Origin of the sequence: Paraburkholderia sp. J7, from assembly GCF_905220155.1 — a bacterium.
Classification (GTDB): Bacteria; Pseudomonadota; Gammaproteobacteria; order Burkholderiales; family Burkholderiaceae; genus Paraburkholderia.
Map to the genome: position 1 here is coordinate 208813 of NZ_CAJMYZ010000011.1, position 23271 is coordinate 232083.

General features: G+C 65.9%; 24 protein-coding genes. 8 read left to right on the plus strand and 16 right to left on the minus strand.

Annotation, left to right across the window (positions count from 1 at the left end; translation table 11 throughout):
- Positions 1–11: 11 nt before the first annotated feature.
- The 12 genes from U5A58_RS19580 to U5A58_RS19635 all read right to left on the minus strand — a co-directional run bounded on the left by U5A58_RS19580 (position 12) and on the right by U5A58_RS19635 (position 9933).
- Positions 12–1073: a MucB/RseB C-terminal domain-containing protein gene (locus U5A58_RS19580; protein WP_321962717.1), complete on the minus strand. Its 1062-nt coding sequence runs from the start codon at positions 1071–1073 to the stop codon at positions 12–14.
- Between the two features lie 5 nt (positions 1074–1078).
- Positions 1079–1720 (minus strand): sigma-E factor negative regulatory protein, encoded by a 642-nt coding sequence (locus U5A58_RS19585; protein WP_321936104.1) that lies wholly within the window; start codon positions 1718–1720, stop codon positions 1079–1081.
- 91 nt (positions 1721–1811) lie between these two features.
- Positions 1812–2411: an RNA polymerase sigma factor RpoE gene (gene rpoE, locus U5A58_RS19590; protein WP_158758258.1), complete on the minus strand. Its 600-nt coding sequence runs from the start codon at positions 2409–2411 to the stop codon at positions 1812–1814.
- A gap of 113 nt (positions 2412–2524) precedes the next feature.
- Positions 2525–2944, minus strand: coding sequence for a protein YgfX (locus tag U5A58_RS19595; RefSeq protein WP_321962664.1), 420 nt, complete (start codon positions 2942–2944; stop codon positions 2525–2527).
- A gap of 83 nt (positions 2945–3027) precedes the next feature.
- Positions 3028–4269, minus strand: a complete 1242-nt coding sequence (gene fabF, locus U5A58_RS19600) for a beta-ketoacyl-ACP synthase II (RefSeq protein WP_321948767.1) — start codon at positions 4267–4269, stop codon at positions 3028–3030.
- A 190-nt stretch (positions 4270–4459) separates the two neighbouring features.
- Complete coding sequence (gene acpP / locus U5A58_RS19605) at positions 4460–4699, minus strand: acyl carrier protein (protein ID WP_004197638.1); 240 nt, start codon at positions 4697–4699, stop codon at positions 4460–4462.
- A gap of 167 nt (positions 4700–4866) precedes the next feature.
- The gene (fabG, locus tag U5A58_RS19610) at positions 4867–5616 is read right to left on the minus strand and encodes a 3-oxoacyl-ACP reductase FabG (RefSeq protein WP_321936107.1); all 750 of its coding nucleotides are present in this window, start codon (positions 5614–5616) and stop codon (positions 4867–4869) included.
- A 34-nt stretch (positions 5617–5650) separates the two neighbouring features.
- Positions 5651–6589, minus strand: coding sequence for an ACP S-malonyltransferase (gene fabD, locus U5A58_RS19615; RefSeq protein ID WP_321912542.1), 939 nt, complete (start codon positions 6587–6589; stop codon positions 5651–5653).
- Positions 6590–6713: 124 nt separating this feature from the next.
- A complete protein-coding gene (locus U5A58_RS19620) occupies positions 6714–7703 on the minus strand; it encodes a beta-ketoacyl-ACP synthase III (RefSeq protein ID WP_321962665.1) in 990 nt (329 codons plus the stop codon).
- The gene (gene plsX / locus U5A58_RS19625; protein ID WP_321962666.1) at positions 7703–8842 is read right to left on the minus strand and encodes a phosphate acyltransferase PlsX; all 1140 of its coding nucleotides are present in this window, start codon (positions 8840–8842) and stop codon (positions 7703–7705) included. Before plsX ends, U5A58_RS19620 begins: the two co-directional genes overlap by 1 nt.
- Before the next feature lie 135 nt (positions 8843–8977).
- Positions 8978–9157, minus strand: coding sequence for a 50S ribosomal protein L32 (rpmF, locus tag U5A58_RS19630; RefSeq protein ID WP_018441573.1), 180 nt, complete (start codon positions 9155–9157; stop codon positions 8978–8980).
- A gap of 134 nt (positions 9158–9291) precedes the next feature.
- Positions 9292–9933, minus strand: a complete 642-nt coding sequence (locus U5A58_RS19635; protein ID WP_321962667.1) for a DUF177 domain-containing protein — start codon at positions 9931–9933, stop codon at positions 9292–9294.
- Positions 9934–10299: 366 nt separating this feature from the next.
- Between U5A58_RS19635 and U5A58_RS19640 the strand changes: the two genes are divergently transcribed.
- A complete protein-coding gene (locus tag U5A58_RS19640) occupies positions 10300–10938 on the plus strand; it encodes a Maf-like protein (protein ID WP_321962668.1) in 639 nt (212 codons plus the stop codon).
- Positions 10935–11657, plus strand: coding sequence for an SAM-dependent methyltransferase (locus tag U5A58_RS19645; protein ID WP_321962669.1), 723 nt, complete (start codon positions 10935–10937; stop codon positions 11655–11657). The genes U5A58_RS19640 and U5A58_RS19645 overlap by 4 nt, the downstream gene beginning before the upstream one ends.
- Before the next feature lie 99 nt (positions 11658–11756).
- Here the strand turns inward: U5A58_RS19645 and U5A58_RS19650 are convergent, their stop codons facing one another.
- The 4 genes from U5A58_RS19650 to U5A58_RS19665 are packed head-to-tail and all read right to left on the minus strand — an operon-like array spanning position 11757 to position 14935.
- A complete protein-coding gene (locus U5A58_RS19650) occupies positions 11757–12761 on the minus strand; it encodes a S49 family peptidase (protein WP_321912551.1) in 1005 nt (334 codons plus the stop codon).
- A 30-nt stretch (positions 12762–12791) separates the two neighbouring features.
- On the minus strand, positions 12792–13196 hold the full coding sequence (locus U5A58_RS19655) for a Rieske (2Fe-2S) protein (RefSeq protein WP_321962670.1): 405 nt from the start codon (positions 13194–13196) through the stop codon (positions 12792–12794).
- Positions 13193–13852: an HAD-IA family hydrolase gene (locus tag U5A58_RS19660; protein WP_321912553.1), complete on the minus strand. Its 660-nt coding sequence runs from the start codon at positions 13850–13852 to the stop codon at positions 13193–13195. The genes U5A58_RS19655 and U5A58_RS19660 overlap by 4 nt, the downstream gene beginning before the upstream one ends.
- Positions 13853–13885: 33 nt before the next feature.
- Complete coding sequence (locus U5A58_RS19665) at positions 13886–14935, minus strand: RluA family pseudouridine synthase (RefSeq protein WP_321962671.1); 1050 nt, start codon at positions 14933–14935, stop codon at positions 13886–13888.
- A gap of 860 nt (positions 14936–15795) precedes the next feature.
- On the opposite strand from U5A58_RS19665, the gene U5A58_RS19670 reads away from it, so the two are divergent.
- From U5A58_RS19670 to U5A58_RS19695, 6 genes are all read left to right on the plus strand, one after another.
- The gene (locus U5A58_RS19670; RefSeq protein WP_321962672.1) at positions 15796–19050 is read left to right on the plus strand and encodes an Rne/Rng family ribonuclease; all 3255 of its coding nucleotides are present in this window, start codon (positions 15796–15798) and stop codon (positions 19048–19050) included.
- 161 nt (positions 19051–19211) lie between these two features.
- Positions 19212–20333, plus strand: a complete 1122-nt coding sequence (moaA, locus tag U5A58_RS19675) for a GTP 3',8-cyclase MoaA (protein ID WP_321962673.1) — start codon at positions 19212–19214, stop codon at positions 20331–20333.
- 16 nt (positions 20334–20349) lie between these two features.
- The gene (gene mobA / locus U5A58_RS19680; RefSeq protein ID WP_321962674.1) at positions 20350–20973 is read left to right on the plus strand and encodes a molybdenum cofactor guanylyltransferase MobA; all 624 of its coding nucleotides are present in this window, start codon (positions 20350–20352) and stop codon (positions 20971–20973) included.
- A gap of 107 nt (positions 20974–21080) precedes the next feature.
- Positions 21081–22385 (plus strand): gephyrin-like molybdotransferase Glp, encoded by a 1305-nt coding sequence (glp, locus tag U5A58_RS19685; protein ID WP_321962675.1) that lies wholly within the window; start codon positions 21081–21083, stop codon positions 22383–22385.
- A 67-nt stretch (positions 22386–22452) separates the two neighbouring features.
- The gene (locus tag U5A58_RS19690) at positions 22453–22728 is read left to right on the plus strand and encodes a hypothetical protein (RefSeq protein ID WP_028212919.1); all 276 of its coding nucleotides are present in this window, start codon (positions 22453–22455) and stop codon (positions 22726–22728) included.
- Positions 22728–23225 carry a GNAT family N-acetyltransferase gene (locus tag U5A58_RS19695; RefSeq protein ID WP_321962676.1) on the plus strand — a complete coding sequence of 166 codons (498 nt, stop codon included), beginning with the start codon at positions 22728–22730 and terminating at the stop codon, positions 23223–23225. The genes U5A58_RS19690 and U5A58_RS19695 overlap by 1 nt, the downstream gene beginning before the upstream one ends.
- Positions 23226–23271: the final 46 nt, after the last annotated feature.

Sequence of the window (23271 nt, forward strand, 5' to 3'; positions counted from 1 at the left end):
CGAAGGAGGAGTTACCTGGGAGCCTTGTATTCTATGGCAGACGCGAACTGCTGCAACGTGGTCTGGGGCACTTCTCCGAGCAACGTGATGAAGTAATCGCCGTTGCGCTTCACGAGCACGTGGGTCGCACCACTGCTGCCCGAGCCTTCCTTGCGACTGTTGTTCTTCACCGGTTCGATAAAGACGGAAAGCGTGGACAGTCCGTCAGAGAACACAGCCTGATCGACCGGAATAGGCGGATCGCTGGCGTCGCGTGCGGCCATGGGCCGGCGCACTTCACGAATCTTCTGGAAGCCCGGCGCGGCCTGGCCAAACGACCAACCCTGCGCTTCGATATCGACCGGCTGCAGCGGCGGACGCACCACGTTCCAGCCCTCGATATTGCGCATGCCGTTCACGATAGGCGTCTTGTCGACGGGGCCGCCGATGCGTACCTGCGTGAACGCGAGTTGCTGGAGCACCTGGCCGTTCGAAGGGTCGAGCATCTGCGAACGCAGCAGCAGTCCGGTTTTCGCGTCGGCCCACAGCTTGTAGGCGAAGCGAAAATTGTCCTTCGGGTCGAGCTGGATCACCTGGCTGTCGAGGCCCGCCACACGGTCGTTGCCGAGCAGCTTCGGCTCGTACACGCCCAGCACCTGGTCACCGCTCGTGGAGAGCAGCGCCGGGAAAGCGTCCTTGTTCTGGCGCTTTTCGACGACGAGCAGCTTGCGCTCGGGCACGAAGGTATAAAGATCGTCGTTGTGGCGCAGCATCGTGCGCGGCTTGCCGTCGAGGCTTTCGAGCTTCTCGAACTCGCCGTCCTGCTTCGAGGCGTAGTGCGTGATGCGTGAGGACTGCACGAACTCGCCGCGCTGGTAGACGAAGGTGCCTTCGTAGCTTTGCTGCTGAGCAGCCTGCTGGATGCGGTCGAGCAACTGCGCCGCGCTCTGGCGCGTGGCGGCATCGGCCGCGGACGCGCCTTGCGCGTGGGCACACGGGGCGACAGACAGAGCGGTGAACATCACGGCTGCGCAGCACAGGAATGCCGGCAACCGCCCCCAGATCGTCTTTTTATTCAACCGCAATGTCTGCATCAAACTTATTGGCCTTGCGTGGTGAGAGCGGCTGAGCGGATGTACGGCATGGAATCCGACATAACCGGCTGCTGCGCGAACTGCTGATGCGCCTGGAGGTATTCGTCGAGGCGCGCGTCGCGGATGATATTACCGTCCTGAGCGCCGGTGAGAGGCGCCGGCGTGGTGTTCATCGCCACGCGCTGCACGCCGTCGCCCTGCGACTGGACGGCGGCGATTTGCGGCGCACCGGCCATGCCCACGCCGCGCATTTGCGGCATGACGATCCACGTGAGCGTAGCAGCGGCGGCGGCCACGGCCAACGACGGCACCACGCGGCGGCGCAGCGCCAGAATACGGCCCACGCGCTCATTGCGGCCAGCCTGCACCTGCGGCAGCGCGGCCGGTGCGAGCAGATGCGGCTCCGCTTCGAAACGCGCTGCGAAACCCGTCATGAAAGCGCGGCTCGCGGCCTGACTAAGTGCCAGATCGTCAGAGCGCAGCACGTCGCCGATCAGGTGGTACTCCGACCAGGCTGCGCGCCCTTCGCCGTCGAGTTCCAGATATTTTCCGTTCAGATGCTCCTGCGCCGACGCTTCACCGTCGACGAAGGCGGACAGACGCTCGCCGCGCGAGCTTGATACCGATTGCATCGAGACCGAACCCATGATGCTCCCCATTTCCTGACAGACGTCCCTGGTGACACCTACTCATTCTGATGAATCGCGTCGCCGCCCGGGGCGAAACTGGTTGTTCTTCTTACCAGCGCTTGCCTTCCGGAGTGTCCAGCAGCGGACGCAATTTTGCCGCAATGGCTTCCCGAGCGCGGAAAATTCTCGATCTGACGGTGCCGATCGGGCACCCCATCATTTCGGCGATCTCTTCGTAGCTTAGGCCTTCTATTTCCCGAAGCGTAATGGCGGTGCGCAGCTCTTCCGGTAAAACCGCCATCGCAGCATTGACCGTCTGTGCGATCTGCTTGCTCATCAACATCGACTCGGGCGTATTGATATCCCTTAGTTGATCGGCGTCCGAGAAAGTTTCCGCTTCTTCTGCATCTGCCTCAGTAGAAGTCGGCGCGCGTCTTCCCTGGGTCGCAAGGTAGTTCTTCGCCGTATTGACAGCAATCCGGTACAACCACGTATAGAAAGCCGATTCGCCACGAAACTGCGGTAGTGCGCGGTAAGCCTTGATGAAGGCGTCCTGGGCCACGTCCTCGACCTCGGCGGGGTCCCGCACGAGGCGCGAGATCAGCCGGATGATCTTGCGGTGGTATTTCGAGACCAGGAGCTCGAACGCGGCCTTGTCGCCTTGTTGCACGCGCTCGACCAGAACCTGATCAATTTCTTTTTCGCTCACCTGAAAAATCCGTTAGCACATGAAGGAGACATGGGGGCACCATTGTAGCGTCCTCGCCACGGTCTCACGTTACGCGAGTAACAGCGGTTACAAGCTTTACAGCGAAGGGAAGCTCAGCGGCCGGCCGCGCTGTGCGCGCGCACGGCGAGCGTACGGAAGGTATCGGCGGCAACAGCGTCGGCGGCAACGAGAATCGTCGCGCGGCGTGCACCCTGCTCCACGACGAGTGCGAGCAGCCATGTACCCCATTGCGACGCACCGGCAAGGCGCCCGGCCGCGAGGCAGGCGCCATCGCGTGAATACGCCGCCAGGTAATCTGACCCGATTTCGATGAATGCCGGTTGCTTGCGACGCCACGCCGCAGCCACGAGGCCGCCGCTCGCGAGGAACGCCAGCGTAAGCGGCAACGCTTGCCAGCCGCCGAGCCATGGCGCAAGCGTCGTGTAGACGGCGGCCGTGGCCACGCCGAGACCTGCGGCAACGAGCAGTTGCAGCGCGAGGGAGGGACGCAGGGAAAGAAGCGGCGCGAGCACGCGCCGCGAGGGGAAAGCAGGAACGCGGCCGGCCGAAGTAGCGTGTGTACTACGCGGCGCGGCCGCTGTCTCGTCGTGCGGAATCAAGCGTGACGCTTGAATACGAGCGTGCCGTTCGTGCCGCCGAACCCGAACGAGTTCTTCAGCGCGACGTCGATCTTCATGTCCCGCGCGGTGTTCGCGCAGTAGTCCAGGTCACATGCCGGATCCTGGTTGAAGATGTTGATCGTCGGCGGCGACACCTGGTTGTGCACGGCCAGCACCGTGAACACCGACTCCAGACCGCCCGCGCCACCCAGCAGGTGGCCCGTCATGGACTTGGTCGAGTTCACGACGATATCCTTCGCATGATCGCCGAAGGCGCGCTTGATCGCCGTGGTTTCCGCGAGGTCGCCGAGCGGCGTGGACGTGCCGTGCGCGCTCAACCAGTCCACTTCACTGGTGTTGACGCCCGCGTTCTTCATCGCGGCGAGCATGCAGCGGCGCGCACCGTCGCCGTCTTCGAGCGGAGCGGTCATGTGATACGCATCGCCGCTCATGCCGTAGCCGCCGATTTCCGCGTAGATCTTTGCGCCGCGCGCCTTCGCGTGTTCGTACTCTTCGAGCACCATCACGCCTGCGCCTTCGCCGAGCACGAAACCGTCACGGTCCTTGTCCCACGGACGGCTCGCCGTTGCCGGATCGTCGTTGCGCTGCGAGAGCGCACGCGCGGCCGCGAAGCCGCCGATGCCCAGCGGCGAAACGGTCGATTCCGCGCCGCCCGCAATCATCACGTCGCAGTCGCCGTATTCGATCAGACGCGACGCTTCACCAATGCAGTGCAAGCCGGTCGTGCAAGCCGTGACCATTGCCAGATTCGGGCCCTTGAGGCCGTACTTGATCGACAGATGGCCCGAGATCATGTTGATGATCGAGGCAGGCACGAAGAACGGCGAGATGCGGCGCGGACCGCGGTTGAGCAGTTCGGTTTGCGTGACTTCGATCATCGGCAGGCCGCCGATGCCCGAGCCGACGTTCACGCCGATGCGCTCCGCGTTCGCTTCAGTGACTTCGAGACCGCTGTCCTGGATCGCCTGCATGCCCGCAGCGATGCCGTAATGGATGAACGTATCCATATGGCGCGCTTCTTTCGCCGGCATGTAGTCTTCAACGTTGAAGCCCTTCACTTCGCCGGCAAAACGGGTCGAGAAGTTCGTCGCGTCGAACTTCGTGATGTTGGCGATGCCGGACTTCCCGGCGACCAGATTGGCCCAGCCGTCGGCAACATTATTGCCAACAGGCGAAATCAGCCCCAGGCCTGTAACAACAACTCGACGACGGCTCACGGTAACCCCTTATCCATAGATGACAAAAACAAAAGCCACAGAGGCCACAGGAAATGCTCCTGTGAGCCCTGTGGCTAGTTGACCAGCAGATGCCCCGCAGCGAGTGCGGCAGGCGTATGCGGTTTCACGGGCGAGCGTCCTCGCGGGCCGCCAGCGCAAGCGTTGCGCGGCCCAGGCGGGAATCGGGCGCTTAGGCCTTGACGTTCGCGCGAGCGTAGTCGATCGCTTGCTGAACCGTCGTGATCTTCTCGGCTTCCTCGTCCGGGATTTCCATGCCGAACTCGTCTTCCAGAGCCATGACCAGTTCAACGGTGTCGAGCGAGTCGGCGCCCAGATCGTTCACGAACGAAGCTTCGTTCTTGATTTCAGCTTCGGCGACGCCCAGTTGCTCGGCGACGATCTTCTTGACGCGCTGTTCGATGTTGTCCATTACCCCTCCAAGGGAAAAAAGTTAGCTCATGAATGCGAGTGCGCGCATTTTATCAGGTTTGACCTGGCTGAAAAGCGGCGCTCAAGGTTCCGGAAGGCTATCCGCGACGGCGCTTGAGCAAGGTTTTTACACAAGCGCATCAAGGCGCGGATAGTACCTGAATCCGGTTAAGACATATACATGCCGCCGTTCACGTGCAACGTCGTGCCCGTGATATAGGCCGCCTGCGGCGACGCGAGGAACGCGACCGCGTGCGCGATGTCGTCCGGGCTGCCAAGGCGGCCCAGCGGAATCTGCTGCTTGAGCGCGGCTTGCTGCTCAGCCGGCAGGTCCTTCGTCATGTCGGTGTCGATGAAACCCGGCGCGACGCAGTTCACGGTAATGCCGCGGCTGCCGATCTCGCGTGCAAGCGCGCGCGTCATGCCCGCCACGCCGGCCTTCGCGGCCGCGTAGTTGGCCTGACCCGGGTTGCCCGACGAGCCCACCACCGACGTGATGTTGATGATGCGGCCGCCCTTGGCCTTCATCATCGGGCGCAGCACGGCGCGCGAGAGGCGGAACACCGACTTCAGGTTCGTGTCGATGACCGCATCCCATTCGTCGTCCTTCATGCGCATCGCCAGGTTGTCCTGCGTGATGCCCGCATTGTTCACGAGGATCGCAAGACCGCCGAATTCCTTGACCGTTGCGTCGATGAGCGCTTCTGCCGCCGCGGCGTCGTTCACGTTGAGCACGGCGCCGCGGCCCTTCAGGCCCGCTTCTTCGAAAGCGGCCGAAATCGCCTGCGCGCCGGCTTCGCTCGTGGCCGTACCGATCACCGTCGCGCCCTGGCGCGCCAGTTCCAGCGCGATCGCGCGGCCGATGCCACGCGTGGCGCCGGTCACGATTGCGGCTTGATTGTCGAGAGTCTTTTCCATCGTTTGAATCCGTTAGCGGTGGTGACGTAGGCGCTTAGGCCTTCAGAAGCGCGAGCGCTTCGTCGAGCGACTTCGGATCGAGCACCGAGGCGCCGACCAGGTTGCCGTCGATACGCTTGGTGAGGCCCGCGAGCACCTTGCCCGGACCACATTCGACCACGTGCGTCGCGCCTTGCGCCGCGATGGCCTGCACACACTCGACCCAGCGCACCGCACCCGCGGCCTGACGCACGAGCGCGTCGCGGATCTTCGCGGGATCGGTTTCGAAGGCCACGTCGACGTTGTTCACCACGGGAATTTGCGGCGCGTTCAGCGTGACGCTCGCGAGGTAATCGCGCAACTGATCCGAGGCGGGCTTGAGCAGCGACGAGTGGAACGGCGCCGAAACCGGCAGCGGCAGCGCGCGCTTGGCACCCTTGCCCTTGGCGACTTCGCAGGCCTTCTCGACCGCACCCTTATGGCCGGCGATCACGACTTGCGCCGGCGCGTTGAAGTTCACGGCTTCGACCACGCCGCCGCTCGCGGCCGCGGCTTCGGCGCAGACTGCACGCACCGTGTCGTCGTCGAGGCCGAGCACGGCGGCCATGCCGCCCTCGCCCACCGGCACCGCGCTTTGCATGGCCTGGGCGCGAAAGCGCACGAGCGGCACGGCGTCGCGGAACGCGAGCACGCCGGCGGCGACGAGCGCCGTGTATTCGCCGAGGCTGTGGCCCGCGACGATCGCCGGCGCCGGGCCGCCCGCCTGTTGCCACGCGCGATACACGGCGTAGGCGGCGGTGAGCATGACCGGCTGGGTGTTGGTGGTGAGGTTGAGCTCTTCAGCGGGGCCTTCGGCGATCAGCTTGCCGAGGTCCTGGCCGAGCGCGTCGGACGCTTCTTGCAGCGTCTCGCGCACGATGGCGTTATCGGCGAAGGCGTCGAGCATGCCGACGGCCTGCGAGCCTTGTCCGGGAAAAACGAACGCGAATTTCATAACGTCCCCAAATTCGTTCAATACGGGTGGGCAATGCGCTCGGATGAACCGCCGCCGGCTGCGCACAACGTGCATGTCGTGCGCACAGCCCGGCTGCGGGAGCGCGAAAGCCCGCTCAGGATGCTTAGAAGCGGATGACGGAAGCGCCCCAGGTGAAGCCGCCGCCCACGCCTTCGATCAGCACGTTCTGGCCGCGCTTGATGCGGCCGTCGCGCACCGCGACGTCGAAAGCGAGCGGGATCGAGGCCGCCGAGGTGTTGCCATGCTCGCCCACCGTCACCACCATGCGCTCGGCGGGCAGGCCGAGCTTGCGGCAGGTGCCCTGCATGATGCGGATGTTGGCCTGGTGCGGAATCAGCCAGTCGACCTGGTCGGCGGTGAGCTGCGCCTTGTCGAGCGCCTCGATCGCGACCTTTTCGAGCACGTTCACAGCAAGCTTGAACACCGCCTGGCCGTCCATGTGCAGGAACGCGTTGCCCGCGATCACGCCGCCATTCACGTTGCCCGGCGTGCACAGGATGTGCGCGTAGCTGCCGTCGGCGTGCAGCGCGCTCGCGAGCACGCCCGGTTCGTTCGACGCCTGCAGCACGATCGCGCCGGCACCGTCGCCGAACAGCACGCAGGTGGTGCGGTCATTGAAGTCGAGAATACGCGAGAAGGTCTCCGCACCGACCACGAGCGCCGTGCGGTGCTGGCCGCTGCGGATCAGGCTGTCGGCCACCGAAACGGCGTACGCGAAGCCCGAACACACAGCCTGCACGTCGAACGCCGCACCGTGATTGCGGATGCCGAGCTTGTTCTGCAACAGGCAGGCCGTGCTCGGAAACACGAAATCGGGCGTGGAAGTGGCGACGATGATGAGGTCGATCGACTGCGGATCGACATCGGCCGCCGCGATCGCGCGCTGCGACGCCGCAAGCGCGAGATCGCTCGTCGTGACGTCGGGCGCGGCGAAGTGGCGCGCGTGAATGCCCGTGCGGGCCACGATCCACTCGTCGCTCGTCTCGACGCCTTTTGCGGCGAGCCGTTCGGCCAGTTCCTGGTTGGTGACGCGATCAGGCGGAAGGTAACTGCCCGTGCCGATCACGCGGGAATAGAGAGTCGATTGAGCCATTATGCCTTCGAGGATGATGCGGCGCCGGGCGGTACTTCGCCCGCTGCCTGGCTGGGCACGCTAGTCGCCTGCCCCGCCTGCGCGGCTTGCACATTCTGGGCGCCGCCGGGCTCGTCTGCCGCCTGTTCGAGCGAACCGGCGTTTTCTTCCATGGCGCGCGCGAGGCGCTCCAGCACGCCATTTTTGACGGCATCATACCCGCGATTGATCGCACACTCAAACGCGTAGGCATCGGCCGAGCCGTGACTCTTGATGACGAGGCTCTTCAAGCCCAGCAGCGCCGCGCCGTTGTACTGGCGATGGTCCACGCGCTTCTTGAAGCGCATCAGCACGGGCAGAGCGGCAATTGCCATGAGCTTGGTGAGCCACGAGCGGCCGAACTCTTCCTTGATCATGTCGTTGAGCATCTGCGCGAGGCCCTCAGACGTCTTGAGCGCGACATTCCCAACGAAACCGTCACAGACGATGACGTCGACGGTGCCCTTGTAAATGTCGTTGCCTTCGACGTTGCCGCGGAAGTTCAGCGTGCTCGCGCGCAGGAGCTCGCCCGCGCGCTTGATGGTCTCATTGCCCTTGATGACTTCTTCGCCGATATTCAGGAGCCCGATGGTTGGGCGATCCTTGCCCTCGAGCGCCGCAACGAGCGCGTGGCCCATCTCCGCGAACTGCAGCAGATGCTGCGGCTCGCAGTCGACGTTCGCACCGAGGTCGAGCATCGTCGTGTAACCGCGCGGATTGGGCAATGCAAAGGCGATAGCCGGACGTTCGATGCCAGGCAGTGTCTTGAGCACGTAGCGCGAAACGGCCATGAGCGCGCCGGTGTTGCCGGCCGAGATGCAGGCTTGCGCCTCGCCCTCTTTCACGCGATTGAGCGCGACGCGCATCGACGAATCTTTTTTCTTGCGCAGGGCGACTTCGACCGGATCGTCCATTTCGACGACCTCGGTGGCGGGCACGACGGTAAGCGCGGGATGGTCCGCCGCCTTCAGCTTTTTCAACTGGGCGCGAACCGCCGACTCGACGCCCACGAGCATGAGATGCGCGTCGGGGTGCGAGCGGACGAAATGGACTGCGGCAGGCACCGTCACAGACGGGCCGTGGTCGCCTCCCATGCAATCTATCGTGAGCGTAACAGTCATGGAATGCGACGGATTTCAGGCATAAAAAAGCGGCAGTTGAATGCCGCCTTTTTTGCCGAGCCGAAATATGGTCAAGCGAACGTGATCGTCAGATGCGGCGCCAGGCTGCAAGCCATGCGCCGCACGCTGAAACGATTAGTCGTTCTTGGTCTTGACGACTTTCTTGCCGCGGTAGTAGCCGTTCGGGCTGATGTGGTGACGCAGATGCACTTCACCCGTGCTCGGCTCGACGGCCAGCGGCGCGCCCGTGAGGAAATCGTGCGAGCGGTGCATACCGCGCTTCGACGGCGACTTCTTGTTTTGTTGAACTGCCATGATAACTCCTGAAAATTTTCCGAATTCTAACACAGCCCGATCCGGCCGCCGCCACCCTTGGGGGGTGGCCGGACTCCGGGCTCAGGCCCTCGCGTCTGGTACTGCCTGCCCCGCGCAGCCGACTAAGGCTGACCTTAGTGCTTACTGCCGGGACCGTCCTTCTTGAGCGATTCGAGCGCCGCAAACGGGTTGACGCGCTCTTCCGGCTCGATTTCCTGCTCCGGCACGTCGTCCACGGAATCCACGCCCTCCGCGCCGTCGGGACCCGAGGCGAGACTTTCGTGAATCTCCGGACAGACTTCGTGCTTCGGCACCAGCGGCAGCGCGAGCAACAGCTCCTCTTCGATCAAGTCGACGAGATCGAAATGGCGCGAGCCCACGATCACTTCGACTTCATCGTCGTCGAGCGGAAACTCGTCCGCCTCTTCTTCCGTCTGGACGATACGGAAGGTCGCATCCGCATTGAATGCCTGCTCGTACGGAGCCAGGCACCGCTGGCACGTGAGCCACGCACCACCGTGAACGGCAAGGCGCAGGTATGGCTGCGGCCCTTCAGTGCCGTTGTCCTGCAATTCCTGCTGGGTAAAGCCCGCGGCCTGCCAGGTGAACGCGGTATCGCGATCTGGCGCCTCGGCCGGGACTTCGTTTAACATGCGCGGCAGTTGCGAGACGCGCACGACGCCCGCTGCCTCGCGCTCGCTACGCGCGAATTCGAAGAGATCGAAGTCACGCGGATTCAGTTCGGCGCCAGCAGGCTTACCAGAATGTTCGGTCATGTGCGCTCTCCTGCTTCACGGCCCGGGTAACCGGCGAGCGATGCGCGAAAGCCGACAGCGGCTCGCAGCAATCCAGCTCGTACCGGCCCGCACTGGCCTGCATTGACCATCGGCACAGGCGCCCGCACAAGACGTGCGACGAGAGCATACCGATGAAAAGCCCAAAATCATATCGCCTTTATCTTTGCGAGTCAAACACTTAAGCTCGCGTACGCAAGTGTCTGTGCGAGCGCGGTTTTCGGGCGCCTTTGATGACGTTTTGCGGGAAATCCGCCCCTGTTTTCGAGACGAAATCGCCCCGAAAACCCCAAATCACAGCCGCACGTTCCAGTCATATTCGCAGCCGTTTTCATACTCCGATCGAACATGCAGGATTCTCTCTCGCAGGCCCCGCGCACGGGCCGCCCCGCCCTCATCCTCGCCTCCAGCTCGCGCTACCGGCGCGAGCTGCTCGAACGTCTGCGCATTCCTTTCGAGACTGCCGTGCCCGCCATCGACGAAACGCCGCACCCCGGCGAAACGCCCGAGGCGACGGCGCTGCGCCTCGCCGCCGCGAAAGCCCGTGCCGTGGCCACCGCCCTGCCCGCCGGCGCCGCGCGCACGCTCGTGATCGGCTCCGACCAGGTTGCCACCTTCGATGGCCGCCAGATCGGCAAGCCCGGCACGCACGAGCGCGCGCTCGAGCAGTTGCAGGCCATGCGCGGCCGCGACGTGTTGTTCCATAGTGCCCTGAGTCTGCTCGACACCGCTACTGGCCAAACGGATACCGTCGACATCGTGACGAAGGTGCGCTTTCGCGCGTTGCCCGATGCCGCGCTCGACGCCTATCTGCGCGCCGAAACGCCTTACGACTGCGCGGGCAGCGCGAAAGCGGAAGGGCTCGGCATTGCGCTGCTCGAAGCGATCGAATCGGACGATCCCACCGCCCTGATCGGCCTGCCGCTCATTGCGCTCACGCGCATGCTGCTTGCCGCGGGCTATCCGCTGCTGGAGATGCAAGCATGAGCCTCGGCACCCTCTATTTGATCCCCAACACGCTCGGCGAAGGCGACGATGCCGCGCTCAACGCGGTCCTCCCCATGCCCGTGCGCGAACGCGCGGGCACGCTCGCAAGCTATATCGGCGAAAACGCGAAGACCACGCGCGCCTTCCTCAAGCGCGTGGGCACGACGCGTCCGATCCAGGAAATCGACATCCGCGAGCTGAACGTCAACACGCCGGCAGGCGAAGTCGACAAGCTGCTCGCGCCGCTCCTCGCGGGCATCGACACGGGGCTCGTGTCAGAAGCGGGCGTACCGGCGGTCGCCGATCCGGGCGCGCTGCTCGTGCGGCGCGCGCACGAGCGCGGCATCAAGGTCGTGCCGCTCGTAGGCCCGAGCTCGATCCTGCTCGCGTTGATGGCGTCGGGCCTGAACGGCCAGAGCTTCGCGTTTCACGGCTACCTGCCCGTCGACGCGAACGAGCGCGTGAAAAGGCTACGCGAACTGGAGCAGACCTCGCGCAAGGGCAAGCAGACGCAGATCTTCATCGAAACGCCCTATCGCAACCGCACGCTGCTCGACGCCCTGCTCGCGACCTGCGCGCCCTCCACGCTCGTGTGCGTCGCCGCCGATCTCACGCTGCCCGCCGAGACGATCGTGAGCCGCGCCGTGTCGGACTGGAAGAAGAAGCCCGCGCCCGAATTGCAAAAACGGCCGGCGATTTTCCTGCTGCTCGCGAACTGAACGCGCCTCGCCGCGCAAAAACGAATCGGCCGCTGCGCAACCCTCGCGCAGCGGCCGATTTTCCTTGCGGACGTCCGGAAGTCGAAGCGCCGTTAGCGCTCAGTGCACCGAGAGCTTGCCGCCCATCAGCAGCGAATGCACGGCGGCCGAACCGATGTTCGCGCCCACGCGCTTCGCCACGCGGTCGGTGAGGCTCTGCTTGACCGTGTAGTCGACGACGTCCGGCGCCTTGATGACTTCGCGCGCCACGTAATCGGTGTCGCCGTAGCCATCCGCGAGACCGAGTTCCACGCTCTTCTGCCCGGTCCAGAACAGGCCCGAGAAAATGTCCGGCGAGTCCTTCAGGCGCTTGCCGCGGCCCGCCTTCACGGCGTCGATGAACTGCTGGTGGATCTGGTCGAGCATCTCCTGGGCGTGCGCGTCCATTTTCGGCGTATCGGGCGAAAAGGGATCGAAGAAGCCCTTGTTTTCGCCGGAGGTGCGCAGGCGCCGCTGAACCCCGAGCTTGTCCATGAGTCCGGTAAAGCCGAAACCGTCCATCAGCACGCCGATCGAGCCCACGATGCTCGCCTTGTTGACGTAGATCTTGTCGGCGGCTGCCGCGACGTAATAGCCCCCCGAAGCGCACATGTCGCCCACCACCACATACAGCGGGATGGCCGGGTACTTCGTGCGCAGACGGTGGATCTCGTCGTTGATGATGCCGGCCTGCACCGGGCTGCCGCCGGGGCTGTCGATGTGCAGAACCACGCCCGCAGTGCCGTCGTCGTCGAAGGCGCTGTCCAGCGCGCTGATGATGTCCTCCGCGTTCGCGGGAGTGTCGGAGCCGATTTCGCCGTCGAGCGAAACGAGCGCCGTATGGCGCCCTTCACTCTCCACGCGCGCGCCTGAAAGATCAAGGATCGCCCACGCGATGACCACGAACACCGCGAGAAACGCGAAGCGAAAGAAGATCCGCCAGCGCCGCGCCGCACGCTGTTCGGTGATCGCCGCCAGCGCGATGCGTTCGAGCGCCTCGCGCTCCCAGCCAGGCGCGGACGCGCCGCGGTCTGACGAAGCCGCGCGCGGCGCTTCGTTCGAATCAGGGGTCGGATTGTCGGACATGCGAGCGGATAACGGGTCGAAGGTCAGTGATCAGGTTGGGGTCGGACGCAAAGCGTCGTCCGGCAGCCAGAATACCGCACGGCCCTCCGGCGTGTCGCGTTCCTCGACTTGCACGGGGCGCAAACGGCCGCCGCGGCACGGTCCGCCCACGCACTTGCCCGTGTCGGGCTGGTAGATCGCGCCGTGCGTGGCGCACATCAGATAGAGCCCCGACGACTCGAAGAACTGGCCCTCGACCCAGTCGAGTTCCATCGGCACGTGCGCGCAGCGGTTCAGATACCCGTACACCTCGCCTGCGTAGCGCACGAAGAACACCACAGCGTCGCCGCCCGCGTAGGTCGCGTTCATGCGCCGCCCCTCGCCGCCCTCGGCGAGTTCTTCGGCCGCGCACACGCGCACGGGCTCGCTCGCCGGTGCCTGCGGCGCCGTGCTCATGCGTTCTCCCGAAGCCAGAGCGCAAGCGCGGCCACGTCCTGCGCGACGAAGCGCGGCTCGAGCTTTTCGAGCGCGCCGCTCGCATGCGCGCCATACGCGACGCCAACGCCCGCCGCGCCCGCGTTGATCGCCATCTGCAGGTCGTGCGTCGTGTCGCCGATCATCACCGTACGGCCAAGATCCTGCCCCAATTCACGCGTGAGTTCCTGAAGCATGGCGGGATGCGGCTTCGAGAAGGTCTCGTCGGCGCAGCGCGTGCCGTCGAAGAGGCTCGTGAGCCGCGAATCCGCCAGTGCGCGGTTCAACCCCACCCGGCTCTTGCCCGTCGCCACGGCAAGCAGGTAGCCGGTGTCGCGCAGTTCCGTGAGCATCTCGCGTACGCCTGCGAACAGCTCGGTCTGCTGGTCCTTCAACAAATAATGGATGCGGTAGCGCTCCACGAGCCGCGGGTAGTCGGCCGGATCGAGCGTGGGCGCGGCAATCTGCAGCGCCTCACGCAGGCCGAGGCCGATGACATAGCTCGCCGCTTCGTCGCCGGGCACGGGCAGACCGAGGTCGCGGCACGCCGCCTGGATGCTGCGCGTGATATGGGCGGTCGAGTCCATCAGGGTGCCATCCCAGTCGAACACAATCAGATCAAATAACTCTCGAGCCATGCAGGACTTCTCCAAACGCTGTCAGATTCGGTGTCATTCGGGACGGGCCGCGCCAGGCCGGGCCGCCGCGCTGTCTTCGCTAGCGCCGCTTTCGCGCTGCGCGCGCAGCGCATCGACGAAGCCGCGGCAATCCGGCGGCAACGGCGCCTCGAACTGCAACGGGGCGCCCGTAATCGGGTGAGCAAGCTTCAACCGGTGCGCATGCAGGAACATGCGCTTGATGCCCGGCCGCGCCCCCGTGCGTGCAAGTTCCTTGTTGAGCGCGAAGTCGCCGTACTTCGCGTCGCCGACGATCGGCAGCCCGAGGTGAGCGAGGTGCACGCGGATCTGGTGCGTGCGGCCTGTTTTCAACTCTGCTTCGAGCAGCGCGTAACCCGGCCAGCGCTCGACGAGATTGAACACCGTATGCGAGGGCATGCCGTCCGGCTGCACGCGCACGCGGCGCTCGCCTTCCGGGGTCAGATACTTGTGAAGCGGCTCCTTCACGGCGCGCCGGCGGCCCCAGTCGCTCGCCCATTCGCCGTGGACGCAGGCGAAATAGCGCTTGTCGGTCTGGTTGTCGCGCATCTGCGCATGCAGGCCGACGAGCGCGGCGCGCTTCTTCGCGAGCATGAGCACGCCCGACGTTTCGCGGTCGAGCCGGTGGACCAGTTCGAGAAACTTGCCCTGCGGGCGCGCCTCGCGCAACTGCTCGATCACGCCGAACGCCACGCCGCTGCCGCCGTGCACGGCCACGCCGGCGGGCTTGTCGATGACGAGCAGCGCGTCGTCCTCGTAGATGATCGGAAACTGGGCCGCCGGCACCGGTGCGGCACCGGCGGGCGTACTCGATTGCGACGTGCGAATGGGCGGCACGCGCACGATGTCGCCTTCCGCGAGCCGATATTGCGCGTCGACCCGGCCCTTATTTACGCGCACTTCCCCGCTGCGCAAAATGCGATAGATGTGGCTCTTCGGCACGCCTTTACAGACGCGCACGAGAAAATTGTCGATGCGCTGACCGGCCGCGCCCTCGTCGATTTCGACGAACGAAACCTGGTCGCTTGCGACCTGATTCTGGGATGTTTTGCCTAACCCTTTCATTCTGAATATAATTTGCCCAGCGCCGACGCAATGGTAGGCCAAACGGCCAAATGTCCTGCGAACCCCAAGAGGGTTATCCTTGACTCGGACCACGCGGCGAACGCAGGCTGCAAGCAATAAACGGTTATTTTACTTGCGCCCGGGGCTGGTTGCTCACCCCGCTTGATGAGAAGCAACGAGTTGCACGCACGGATCACCACTCCGGCAGGGACGGCGCCCACAGGCACGTTCGGTCAGGAGCGGCTCCGACGGTAACGGAACATTGGTATAAAGAATTTATCCGGCGCGTCCCGCCGCGCGGTCGAAGTGACCGCCGAAGGAGGCGCTGGTGGCGAAAATACGGCGAGCGCCTGAAGCATCCCGGCAATGTGCGGGACAAGGCGACGTCAAAAGTGGCGAGACACCCCGAGGGGGAAGGCGGGCGTTCCTGAAAAGCTTCCCGTGCGCGGCCCTGATTGAGAGGCCGCGAACCTGATCCAGTCGCAAGCGCGCGCGGTTCGCCGCTGCGGCAGGCGTCTGTCACGGCCAGTGCGATGTGCACACGATGAATACAACCATCGGCACATCGACGGCCACGGCAGCCAGGTGAACCGGAAGCGCAGGAAAACGTTGCCGTCGCGAACCCACGGCATGTCTCTTCGCTTCTTGAAGACGTATTTCGCATGAGCCCACGCGGCCCCGTCCTCGGCAACGCAACGCCGGACCGGCGCCCATAAAAGGCAATTCTCCCCGCCATCGTTCCCGCTCCAGCGTGCTTGTGACAACACAATAAGGCGCGGCTCGCCGCTGCCCGCACCGTGCTGCCTGGCGTCGTCGCCGCGCACCGTGCGGCTCGCGCGCGAACGCACTGGAGTCGTTCAATGAAACGAATGCTGTTCAACGCGACACAGCAGGAAGAACTGCGTGTCGCCATCGTCGATGGACAGAAGCTCATCGACATCGACATCGAAACCGCCGGGCGCGAACAGCGCAAAGGCAACATCTACAAGGGGATCGTCACCCGTATCGAGCCTTCGCTCGAAGCGTGTTTCGTCAACTACGGCGAAGACCGCCACGGCTTCCTGCCGTTCAAGGAAGTCGCGCGCCAGTACTTCCGCGAAGGCATCGACATGCGCGGCGCGCGCATCCAGGACGCCCTCAAGGAAGGCCAGGAACTGATCGTCCAGGTCGAGAAGGAAGAGCGTGGCAACAAGGGCGCCGCCCTCACCACGTTCATCTCGCTCGCCGGCCGCTACCTCGTCCTCATGCCGAACAACCCGCGCGGCGGCGGCGTCTCGCGCCGCATCGAGGGCGACGACCGTCAGGAACTGCGCGAAACCATGGCGCAGCTGCAACTGCCGGACGGCATGAGCATCATCGCGCGCACGGCCGGCATCGGCCGCTCCGCCGAAGAGCTCCAGTGGGACCTGAACTACCTGCTGCAACTGTGGCGCGCCATCGAAGCCGCGTCGCAGGCCGGCCAGTCCGGTCAGCCCATGCTGATCTACCTGGAATCGAGCCTCGTCATTCGCGCGATCCGCGACTACTTCCAGCCTGATATCGGCGAAATCCTCATCGACACCACCGAGATCTATGACCAGGCACGCGCCTTCATGGATATCGTGATGCCGGACAATGTCAATAAGGTGAAGCGGTATCACGACGACGTACCGCTTTTCTCGCGCTTCCAGATCGAGCACCAGATCGAGACGGCGTATTCGCGCACGGTGCCGCTGCCCTCGGGCGGCGCGATCGTGATCGACCACACCGAAGCACTGGTGGCCATCGACGTGAACTCGGCGCGCGCCACCAAGGGCGCCGACATCGAGGAAACTGCCGCGCGCACCAACCTCGAAGCTGCCGACGAAGTGGCGCGCCAGCTGCGTCTGCGCGACCTCGGCGGCCTGATCGTGATCGACTTCATCGACATGGAGTCGGCCAAGAGCCAGCGCGAAGTCGAGCAACGTCTGAAGGACGCGCTGCGCCATGACCGCGCGCGCGTGCAGATGGGCAAGATCTCGCGCTTCGGCCTGATGGAGCTGTCGCGCCAGCGTCTGCGCCCCGCCCTCTCGGAAGGCAGCCACGTCACCTGCCCGCGCTGTAACGGCACGGGTCACATCCGCGATACGGAATCGTCGGCGCTTCAGGTCCTGCGCATCATCCAGGAAGAAGCGATGAAGGAACACACCGCGGCAATTCATTGCCAGGTGCCGGTCGAAGTGACCGCCTTCCTGCTCAACGAGAAGCGCTCGGAAATCAACAAGATCGAGTCGCGCTTCAAGGTTGGCGTCGTTCTGATCCCGAACAAGCACCTCGAAACGCCGCATTACAAGCTCGAGCGCCTGCGTCACGACGATGCGCGCCTCGACGATCCGCGCGCTTCGTGGAAGATGGCCGAGGAAGCGGCTCGCGAACTCGAGTCGGAAACCGGCTACAGCAAGCGCACCGCCGAAGCCAAGCCCAAGCAGGAAGCCGCGGTGAAGGGCATCACGCCGGAGCGTCCGGCGCCGAGCGCACCGGTCAAGACTGCCGAAGCCGCGCCCGTCGCTGCGCAAGTGGCCGTCACGCCCGCGGGCGGCGGCTTCTTCGGCTGGGTCAAGCGCCTCTTCGGCGCGCCGGCTGCGGCACCCGCACCGGCACCGGCCGCTCAACCCGAAAAGGCAACCCGTCCGACCCGCGAAGCGCGTACCGAGCGCGGCGAGAAGAGCGGCGGCGACCGTAACCGCAATCGCCGCACCGGCGGCCGCGACGCGGCAGGCCGCGGCGAAGGCGCAGGCGGCGCACGCACCGGCCAGCAGGCTGGACGCCGTGAGGAACGCGAACCGCGCGAGCAACGTGAACCGCGTGAAGCACGCGAAGGTCGTGGCGCCCGCGAACCGCGCGAGCCGCGTGAACCGCGTGAGCAACGCGAACCGCGCGAGCAACGTGAACCGCGTGAAAGCCGCGAAGCACGCGGCGAGCGCGAACAGCGCATCGAGCGCGTCGAGCGCGGCCAGGACCGTAGCGATGTGACGGCGGAAGCCGGCGCCGCGCGCGGCGAGCGCCAGGAACGAGGCGAGCGCCGCGAACGTGGTGAACGCGGCGAGCGCGGTGAACGCAACGAGCAGCGTCGCCGTCAGCAAGCCGAGGCCGCGGAAGCCCAGGAAGCGCGTCTTGACGCCGCATCGGCAGGCACCGAAGGCGTCGAAGCGCCGCAAATGGAAGAGCTGCCCGAAGGGATGAGCGCGGGTGTCGACGAAGAAGGCGTACCGCGTGAAGGCGAAGAACGCCGCCGTCGCCGTCGTGGCCGCCGCGGTGGTCGCCGCGAGCGCGAGACGGATGCAGCAGGCCTCACGCCGGGCGCGGACGCACCGGAAGGCGACGAGGAAGCCGCACCGGCTCAACCGGCCATCGAGCAGCCTGCCGTTGCTGCGCAAGTGCACGAAGCGCCGGTCATGGAAACGCGCACCGAAGCTGTGGTCGAGACTGTCGTGACCGCACTGCCGGCCGCAGCCGTTGTCGCTGAAGCCGCTCACGTGTCCGCCGCCGTGACGACTACGCAGGTCGAAACCGTTGCGCCCGCTGCAGAGCAGGCTCCGGCCCCGGCCGAAGCCGCACCGGTGAACGTCGAAACCGCGCACGTGGTCGAGCCGAAGGCCGAGGAACCCGCAGCAGTGGTGGCACCGGTCGCTCCTGCCGCCCCTGTGGCGCCTGCCGCAGCGGACGAACAGGTCGTGCCGGCAGCCCCCGCCGAGCCGGTCCAGGCCGAGACTCAGCCTGTCGTCGTGCGTGAAGACCGCGTCGAAGCCCCGCAGACCGAAGTGCTGGCGGCAGCGCCCGCCGCGCAACCGGAGCCGGTGCAAGAAGTGGTAGCCGCTGCTCCGGCGGTCGTCGCGATCCCCGAGCCGGCCGCAGAGCAACCGGCCCCGGTGGCAGCGGTGGCGCCCTCGCCCGCTCCGGCCGCCGCGGACACGCTGCGCCCGATGCTGGAATCGGCGGGTCTCGTCTGGGTCAACACCGACGCCGACAAGCTGCGCGCCGCCCAGCAAGCCGCCGCGCAGCTGGTGAAGCCCGCGCGCGCGCCGCGCGAGCGCAAGCCGCTGCCGCCAGTCGACAGCGCGCCGATGCAGCAGGTCGAAACCTCGCGTCAACCGTAAGCGCCGCAAGCGCAACTGGCCGCGCGCCGGGCCTTGAGTCCGGCGCGCCCCGAAGAGCCCGCCCTTCCCGGCGGGCTTTTTTTGATATATCAGCGTTCTCCCTCGTCTGCCGGTGCGCGCGGGTTCGGCTAAAATCGAAACAACGCGAGAACGAAGAGACCATGACACGACGCATCATCCCCGTTGCCGATGTTCGATCGCTGCCGCCGGCATTGCCCGGTCAGGCTGCGGGGACCGTGCGCGCGCCGTCTGGCGCGGTCTTCGACGCGCTCGCCAGGCCCCTGCGCGACCTGCGCATCTCGGTCACCGACCGCTGCAATTTCCGTTGCGTGTACTGCATGCCGCGTGCGGTGTTCGACAAGGACTACCCGTTTCTGCCCCATTCCGCGCTGCTTTCGCTCGAAGAAATCGAGCGGCTCGCGCGGCTTTTCGTCGCGCACGGCGTCACCAAGATCCGCCTCACGGGCGGCGAGCCGTTGCTGCGCAAGAACATCGAATTCCTGATCGAGCGCCTTGCCGCGCTGCGCACGCCCGAAGGCGAGGCGCTCGACATCACGCTCACCACCAATGGCTCGCTGCTTGCGCGCAAAGCGCGCGCCCTGCGCGACGCAGGCCTCACGCGCGTGACGGTGAGCCTCGACGCCCTCGACGACGCCCTCTTTCGCCGCATGAACGACGCCGACTTCGCAGTGGCCGACGTGCTCGACGGCATCGCGGCGGCGCAAGCCGTGGGTCTCGCGCCGATCAAGGTCAACATGGTCGTCAAGCGCGGCACGAACGACGGCGAGATCGTGCCGCTTGCGCGGCATTTCCGCGGCACGGGCGTGACGCTGCGCTTCATCGAGTACATGGACGTGGGCACCTCGAACGGCTGGAACATGGCCGAAGTGCTGCCTTCGGCCGAGGTCGTCGCGCGTATTGCCGAGCACTGGCCGCTCGTGCCGCTGGAGCCCCACACTGCCGCCGAAACGGCGCAACGCTGGGGCTACGCGGACGGCGCGGGCGAGATCGGCGCAATCTCCAGCGTGACTCGCGCGTTCTGCGGCGACTGCACGCGCGCGCGCCTTTCGACCGAAGGCAAGCTGTACCTGTGCCTTTTTGCCTCGATGGGCTACGACCTGCGCGCGCTGTTGCGCAACGGCGCCACCGACACGGCGATCTCCGGCGCCATCGCGCAAGTGTGGGAAGGCCGTGCCGACCGCTACTCGCAACTGCGGGGAAGCGCACAAGCGCCGGGTTCCGCCGAAGAGCGGCGCATCGAAATGTCCTACATCGGCGGCTGAGAAGCCACCGACGCCGATGAGCGCCAGCATCATTGCCACCGGATCGATCACGGGCCTCGTGCTCGCGGGCGGGCGCGGCCAGCGCATGGGCGGCGCCGATAAGGGTTTGCAGATGTTGCACGGCCAACCGCTCGCAGCCCACGTTCTCGCCCGCCTGGCGCCCCAGGTGGGCGCTCTCGCGATCAGCGCGAACCGCAACGGCGACGCCTACGCGGCACTCGGCGCGCCGTGGCAAGCGAACGTGCTCGCCGACACGCTGCCCGACTTTCCCGGCCCGCTCGCGGGGCTACTCGCCGGACTGCGCGCGGCGCAAACCGAGTGGCTCCTCACGGCGCCCTGCGACTCGCCCTGGCTGCCAGCCGATCTCGCCGAGCGCCTGAGCCACGCCGCGTTGGCACGGCAAGCGGACATCGTGACCGCGACCACGACGAATACCGCAGGCGAGGTCTCGTTGCACCCTGTCTTCGCACTCGTGCGCACCGCGCTCGCCGACGACCTCGCCGCCTTTCTGGCTGCCGGCGAGCGCAAGGTGCGTGCGTGGTACGCGCGCCACACGGCCGCCGAAGTCGCCTTTGCCGATGAACGTGCGTTTTACAATATCAATTCCTTACAGGAACTGGCCGAACTCGAACGCGCCTGAATTGCAATCGGGCGGCGCCCGGCCAGCCGCCGTCCCCGGCACACGGCCGGCACGCCCGCCTGGACGATCGCCGCACAGGCCGTGCGGATGCGACGCTTCCTCACTCGATGACCACGCTTAACCATCCCTCCGGCAACGCCGGGTGCATCAGCCAGTACGATCCGCAAGCTTTGCCCGTCAGCGCCGCACAGGCCATCGTGCTGCAGTGGGTGACGCCGCTCGCGGCGAGCGAGCGCGTCCCGCTACGCGAAGCGCTCGCGCGCGTGCTGGCCGAAGACGTGATTTCGCCCATCGACGTCCCGGCGCACGACAACGCCGCGATGGACGGCTATGCGTTCAACGGCGCGGCGCTGGCCGACGCCTCCGGCCGTCTCTCGCTCACTGTGTGCGGCAAGGCCTTCGCCGGTCACGCCTACCCGGGCGACGTCGCAGCACTCGCCTGCGTGCGCATCATGACCGGCGCGCCCATGCCTGCGGGATGCGACACCGTCGTGCCCCAGGAGCACGTGTCGGCGCAAGGCGACGCCATCTCTTTCGAAGCGAACGCCGTCAAACGCGGCGCGAATGCGCGGCGCAAGGGCGAGGATCTCGCGCGCGGCGGCGTGGCGCTCGCGGCAGGCCGCGTGCTGCGCGCTTCGGATATCGGCTTGCTGGCCTCGCTCGGACTCGTCGAGGCGAACGTCAAGCAACGCCTGCGCGTGGCCTACTTTTCGACCGGCGACGAATTGCGCTCGCCGGGCGAGCCGCTCGAGCCCGGCTGCATCTACGACAGCAACCGCTACGCGCTCGGCGCGATGCTCCAGCGCCTGAACGTCGAGGCGATCGACCTGGGCGTCGTGCGCGACGACCCGGCGGCGCTCGCGGCAACGCTTAGAAAGGCTGCCGAAAGCGCCGATGTCGTGCTAACCTCCGGCGGCGTCTCGGTCGGCGAAGCCGATTTCACGCGCACCCAGTTGCAAACGCTCGGCGACGTCTCGTTCTGGGGCCTCGCCATGCGTCCCGGCCGCCCGCTTGCGTTCGGCCGCATCTGGTCGGGCGGACGCCCGGGCGCGGGCCGCGCGGCGCTCCTGTTCGGCTTGCCCGGCAACCCGGTCGCGACCATGGTCTCGTTCTACCAGATCGTGCGCCCCGCGCTCATGGCGATGGCGGGCGCGCAAGCGCAGCCCGTCCCGCTCGTGCCGGCACTGAGCGATCAGCCGATCAGGAAGCGAGCGGGACGCACCGAGTTCCAGCGCGGCCTTGCGCGCCGCGATAACAGCGGCCAGTGGCGCGTCACGCCGACCGGCTCGCAAAGCTCGGGCGCACTCAGCACGATGAGCGAGGCGAATTGCTTCATCGTGCTCGCCCACGAAGCCGGCGATCTCGACGCCGGCGACGCCGTCGACATCATGCTGTTCGATGGGCTCGTCTAGCGCGACGGCGCCGCAGAGGCCATCAAACGTATCCACACGTCCACACCTGCATAACGGACCGACTACTATGAAAAAACAGATCTCGTTCATCGCTGCGGGCCAGACCGCCAAGGCGCTCATCCTCGTGTACCTGACCTTCAGCGTGCCTATCGTGCTGCTCGGCGTGCTCGTGGCGTTCGTGCGCTATGGCTCGGTCGAACTCTCGACCATCTTCAGCGCGCTGCTGCTCAATGCGATCGTCGGCTTCATCCTGCTGTGGATCGCCTGCCACGCGTACAACTGGGTGGCCTCGCGCTTTGGCGGCATCGAGATCCATCTCTCCGACGTGCCCGAGGAAGCGTGATGACCGCAACGATTCGCGCCGCCACGGCCGCCGACGTCGGCGCCATGCACGCGCTGATGTATGAACTCGCCGAGTTCGAAAAGCTCACGCATCTGTTCACCGGCACGGCCGATGGTCTCGCCGACGCCCTGTTCGGCGCGCGCCCCGCTGCCGAAGCGCTGGTGGCGGAAGACGCCGGCCGCATCGTCGGCTACGCACTCTTCTTCCACAACTACTCGACGTTCCTGAGCCGCCGCGGCCTTTATCTCGAAGACCTCTACGTGCAGCCGTCGCAACGCGGCACCGGCCTCGGCACGGCGATGCTGCGCGCGCTCGCGGCGATCGCTGTCGAACGCGGCTGCGCCCGCTTCGAATGGACCGTGCTCGACTGGAACACGCCCGCTATCGGCTTCTATGAAAAGCTCGGCGCCACCGTGCTGCCCGACTGGCGCGTGGTGCGCATGACCGGCGACGCGCTCGACAAGCTCGCAGCGCCTGGCGAGACGGCGCTCGGGTAACACAACCGAACCGCACGCTCGAATGCAAACGGGCCGCCTGATTCAG

Coding starts and splice junctions, on each gene's coding strand:
- U5A58_RS19620 (WP_321962665.1), bottom strand. CDS start 7,703: ATGGCTCAATCGACTCTCTATTCCCGCGTGATCGGCACGGGCAGTTAC.
- U5A58_RS19665 (WP_321962671.1), bottom strand. CDS start 14,935: ATGAAAGGGTTAGGCAAAACATCCCAGAATCAGGTCGCAAGCGACCAG.
- U5A58_RS19580 (WP_321962717.1), bottom strand. CDS start 1,073: ATGCAGACATTGCGGTTGAATAAAAAGACGATCTGGGGGCGGTTGCCG.
- U5A58_RS19655 (WP_321962670.1), bottom strand. CDS start 13,196: ATGAGCACGGCGCCGCAGGCACCGGCGAGCGAGCCCGTGCGCGTGTGC.
- U5A58_RS19660 (WP_321912553.1), bottom strand. CDS start 13,852: ATGGCTCGAGAGTTATTTGATCTGATTGTGTTCGACTGGGATGGCACC.
- U5A58_RS19650 (WP_321912551.1), bottom strand. CDS start 12,761: ATGTCCGACAATCCGACCCCTGATTCGAACGAAGCGCCGCGCGCGGCT.
- fabG (WP_321936107.1), bottom strand. CDS start 5,616: ATGGAAAAGACTCTCGACAATCAAGCCGCAATCGTGACCGGCGCCACG.
- fabD (WP_321912542.1), bottom strand. CDS start 6,589: ATGAAATTCGCGTTCGTTTTTCCCGGACAAGGCTCGCAGGCCGTCGGC.
- glp (WP_321962675.1), top strand. CDS start 21,081: ATGACCACGCTTAACCATCCCTCCGGCAACGCCGGGTGCATCAGCCAG.
- moaA (WP_321962673.1), top strand. CDS start 19,212: ATGACACGACGCATCATCCCCGTTGCCGATGTTCGATCGCTGCCGCCG.
- U5A58_RS19585 (WP_321936104.1), bottom strand. CDS start 1,720: ATGGGTTCGGTCTCGATGCAATCGGTATCAAGCTCGCGCGGCGAGCGT.
- U5A58_RS19635 (WP_321962667.1), bottom strand. CDS start 9,933: ATGACCGAACATTCTGGTAAGCCTGCTGGCGCCGAACTGAATCCGCGT.
- U5A58_RS19670 (WP_321962672.1), top strand. CDS start 15,796: ATGAAACGAATGCTGTTCAACGCGACACAGCAGGAAGAACTGCGTGTC.
- U5A58_RS19690 (WP_028212919.1), top strand. CDS start 22,453: ATGAAAAAACAGATCTCGTTCATCGCTGCGGGCCAGACCGCCAAGGCG.
- U5A58_RS19695 (WP_321962676.1), top strand. CDS start 22,728: ATGACCGCAACGATTCGCGCCGCCACGGCCGCCGACGTCGGCGCCATG.
- acpP (WP_004197638.1), bottom strand. CDS start 4,699: ATGGACAACATCGAACAGCGCGTCAAGAAGATCGTCGCCGAGCAACTG.
- U5A58_RS19645 (WP_321962669.1), top strand. CDS start 10,935: ATGAGCCTCGGCACCCTCTATTTGATCCCCAACACGCTCGGCGAAGGC.
- plsX (WP_321962666.1), bottom strand. CDS start 8,842: ATGACTGTTACGCTCACGATAGATTGCATGGGAGGCGACCACGGCCCG.
- mobA (WP_321962674.1), top strand. CDS start 20,350: ATGAGCGCCAGCATCATTGCCACCGGATCGATCACGGGCCTCGTGCTC.
- U5A58_RS19640 (WP_321962668.1), top strand. CDS start 10,300: ATGCAGGATTCTCTCTCGCAGGCCCCGCGCACGGGCCGCCCCGCCCTC.
- rpmF (WP_018441573.1), bottom strand. CDS start 9,157: ATGGCAGTTCAACAAAACAAGAAGTCGCCGTCGAAGCGCGGTATGCAC.